The organism is Pseudomonas sp. NPDC085632 (genome assembly GCF_044541255.1).
GTDB lineage: Bacteria > Pseudomonadota > Gammaproteobacteria > Pseudomonadales > Pseudomonadaceae > Aquipseudomonas.
Window position 1 is genome coordinate 1 of record NZ_JBITSX010000097.1, and the last position, 3,421, is coordinate 3,421.

Annotated in this window: 3 protein-coding genes and 1 pseudogene; all 4 read left to right on the forward strand. The window is 56.3% G+C overall.

Translation table 11 applies throughout. The features are described 5' to 3' along the window. A pseudogene (locus ACIF4X_RS29030) lies at positions 1-544 on the forward strand (ketol-acid reductoisomerase); the annotation flags it as partial. 150 nt (positions 545-694) lie between these two features. Then, positions 695-1,552 carry a CDP-diacylglycerol--serine O-phosphatidyltransferase gene (pssA, locus tag ACIF4X_RS29035; protein ID WP_016983477.1) on the forward strand — a complete coding sequence of 286 codons (858 nt, stop codon included), beginning with the start codon at positions 695-697 and terminating at the stop codon, positions 1,550-1,552. Positions 1,553-1,615: 63 nt separating this feature from the next. Next, the gene (msrP, locus tag ACIF4X_RS29040; RefSeq protein ID WP_397484675.1) at positions 1,616-2,629 is read left to right on the forward strand and encodes a protein-methionine-sulfoxide reductase catalytic subunit MsrP; all 1,014 of its coding nucleotides are present in this window, start codon (positions 1,616-1,618) and stop codon (positions 2,627-2,629) included. Then, positions 2,629-3,252: a protein-methionine-sulfoxide reductase heme-binding subunit MsrQ gene (gene msrQ, locus ACIF4X_RS29045; protein ID WP_397484676.1), complete on the forward strand. Its 624-nt coding sequence runs from the start codon at positions 2,629-2,631 to the stop codon at positions 3,250-3,252. Before msrP ends, msrQ begins: the two co-directional genes overlap by 1 nt. Positions 3,253-3,421: the final 169 nt, after the last annotated feature.

The window sequence follows — 3,421 nt, forward strand, 5'->3', positions numbered from 1 at the left end:
CTTCGCGAAAAACGTTGCACTGTCCTACGCTGCTGGCGTTGGTGGCGGTCGTACCGGCATCATCGAAACCACCTTCAAGGACGAGACTGAAACCGACCTGTTCGGCGAACAAGCCGTTCTGTGCGGCGGTACCGTTGAGCTGGTCAAAGCCGGTTTCGAAACCCTGGTTGAAGCTGGCTACGCGCCGGAAATGGCCTACTTCGAATGCCTGCACGAACTGAAGCTGATCGTTGACCTCATGTACGAAGGCGGTATCGCCAACATGAACTACTCGATCTCCAACAACGCCGAATACGGCGAGTACGTGACTGGCCCGGAAGTGATCAACGCCTAATCCCGTAAGGCCATGCGCAACGCCCTGAAACGTATTCAGGACGGCGAATACGCCAAAATGTTCATCAGCGAAGGCGCGACCGGCTACCCTTCGATGACCGCCAAGCGTCGTAACAACGCCGCTCACGGCATCGAAGTCATCGGCGAGCAACTGCGCTCCATGATGCCGTGGATCGGTGCCAACAAGATCGTCGACAAAGCCAAAAACTAAGTCGTTGTCCCTTGTATGAAAAAAACGCGGCCTCGGCCGCGTTTTTTCGTTTGAGGCGGTGGTTCTGGTATAAAGCTGCAGCGTTTGTGGCCGAACTGTCGTCCTCAAGCACCTGTCGAATTTTCTTCAAACCGTTGCAAGGTAATGTCCATGAGCGAACGTCCCGAAGAGCCGAACAAGGCTTCTGACGCCGAAAGCCTGCTGCCCATCGATGAACACATCGAAGAAGGGCACGACGCAGAAGGTCGTAAAGTCCGGCATCGTGGTATCTATCTGCTGCCGAATCTGTTTACCACTGCGAACCTGTTTGCAGGCTTTTACTCCATCATCAACTCGATGAGCGCCCAGGCGGCGTTGAGCGCCGGTGACTCGGCGAATGCGAGCAAATATTTCGCGTTCGCCGCGATCGCGATTTTCGTCGCCATGGTGCTCGACGGCCTCGACGGTCGTGTCGCGCGCATGACCAATACGCAAAGTGCCTTTGGCGCCGAGTACGACTCGCTGTCGGACATGGTCGCGTTCGGTGTCGCACCGGCGTTGCTGGCCTTCGGCTGGGCGTTGGGTGACATGGGCAAGGTCGGCTGGATGGTCGCCTTCATCTATGTAGCGGGCGCGGCGTTGCGTCTGGCGCGCTTCAATACTCAGGTGGGTACGGCTGACAAGCGCTATTTCATCGGTCTGGCCAGTCCGGCAGCGGCCGGAGTGGTGGCGGGGATTGTCTGGGCGTTCAGCGATTACGGCATTCAGGGTTCGAAGATGTCGTTCCTGGTCGCACTGATGGTCGCGGCTGCCGGCATGCTGATGGTCAGCAACATCAAGTACAACAGCTTTAAAGAGCTGGATCTGAAAGGTCGCGTACCGTTCGTGGCGATCCTGGCGGTGGTACTGGTGTTTGCGGTTGTGTTCAGCGACCCGCCGCGCATTCTGCTGTTGGTGTTCCTCGCCTATGCGGCGTCCGGTCCGGTGCAGTACTTGTTGCACCTTCGTCGGCACAAAAAAGCCGAGTGATGTAATTTCACGCATACTCCGCAGTCTATGGGTGCATCTGTCCTCCAAAGCTGCGGAGTTGTCATGCTGATCAAAATCCCCAAAGCGTCCGACTGCAACGAGTCGGATGTCACGCCTGAATCCATTTATCTCTCTCGCCGCCAATTACTCGGGGCCACTGCTGCCGGTATCGCCTTCAGTAGCCTGCCGCGTTGGGCCAATGCCGACGATGCCGTGCGGTACGCCGATGTCGAACCTGGTAAAGCGCCTGCCTGGTTTAACGACAAGCTGTCTTCTACTAAGTGGGGAGCGGTCAACGTCAAGGACGAGTCGATAACGCCTTTTAAAGACGCCACTCACTACAACAACTTCTACGAGTTCGGCACCGACAAGGGTGATCCGGCGGCGAATGCCGGCTCGCTGAAAACCGAACCATGGAGCGTAGTGATAGACGGGGAGGTGGGTAAGCCGGGGCGATATGCGCTGGAAGACTTCATGAAACCGTATCAACTGGAAGAGCGTATTTATCGCCTGCGCTGCGTAGAGGCGTGGTCGATGGTTATTCCGTGGATCGGTTTTCCGATCTCGGCGCTGCTTAAGCAGGTCGAGCCTAACGCCAATGCCAAGTACATTCGCTTTGAAACTCTGCAGGATCCCAAGAGCATGCCGGGGCAACGCTCTGGGTTCGCCTTGATCGACTGGCCTTATGTAGAAGGCTTGCGCCTGGATGAGGCGATGAATCCTTTGGCGATTCTCGCGGTGGGCATGTATGGCCGCGAGTTACCAAATCAGAACGGCGCGCCGCTTCGTTTGGTGGTGCCGTGGAAGTATGGCTTCAAGAGCGTCAAATCCATCGTGCGTATCAGTCTGGTCAGCGAGCAGCCGAAAACCACTTGGCAGAGCATCGCGGCGGATGAGTACGGGTTTTACGCGAATGTGAATCCAACGGTTGATCACCCACGCTGGACGCAGGCGCGGGAGCGACGGTTGCCGAACAGCCTGTTCAAACCGAATGTGCGCGATACGCAGATGTTCAATGGCTACTCGGATGAAGTCGCTTCTTTATATACAGGGCTCGATCTGCGGAAGAACTACTGATGCGGTATCCGTTCTGGCGTATAGGCGTTTTCATCGCGGCGGCAATCTGGCCGATGCTCTGGCTGTATCAGGCGCTTGAGGATTTGCTTGGGCCCGATCCCGGCAAAGTCTTGGTGGATCGGCTGGGCTTGGGAACATTGGTGTTGTTGTTGATTACCCTGAGCATGACGCCTATGCAGAAGCTGACCGGTTGGGCGGGGTGGATTGCGGTTCGCCGGCAGTTGGGGCTTTGGTGTTTTGCTTATGTGGTGTTGCACCTGTGCAGCTATATGGCGTTTATTCTGGGCTTCGACTGGTCGCAGCTGGCGGTCGAGTTGCGCAAGCGGCCTTACATAATAGTTGGGGCGTTGGGGTTTCTAGGATTGTTGGCGTTGGCGGTGACGTCCAATCGCTACAGTCAGCGTCGTTTGGGCTCGCGCTGGAAGAAGCTGCACCGCCTGGCGTACGTGATTCTGGGCTTGGGTTTGCTGCATATGCTGTGGATCGTGCGCGCCGATCTTGAGGAATGGGCGGTCTATGCCTCTATAGGGGCGGTGCTTCTGCTGCTGCGTATTCCGCTTGTGATGCGCCGGATCCCGCGTTTGCTGACCAAAAAGGCGGTTTTGCAAGAAAAGCGAAATTAACGGTTGACGGCAGATTCTGGACGTCTATAATTCGCCCCACTTCCGGCGCAGTCGAAACGGAAAACTCCTTGAGGTTCAAAGAGTTATGTAGGTTTCGGCAGCAAGTTGCTTCAGTTCATCGAAGCCAAAAGGAAGTTGAAAAAGAGGTGTTGACAGCAGCGTGTAACGC

Excerpts from the sequence above, each read along its gene's own strand:
- msrP (WP_397484675.1), top strand. The coding sequence starts at position 1,616 with ATGCTGATCAAAATCCCCAAAGCGTCCGACTGCAACGAGTCGGATGTC.
- pssA (WP_016983477.1), top strand. The coding sequence starts at position 695 with ATGAGCGAACGTCCCGAAGAGCCGAACAAGGCTTCTGACGCCGAAAGC.
- msrQ (WP_397484676.1), top strand. The coding sequence starts at position 2,629 with ATGCGGTATCCGTTCTGGCGTATAGGCGTTTTCATCGCGGCGGCAATC.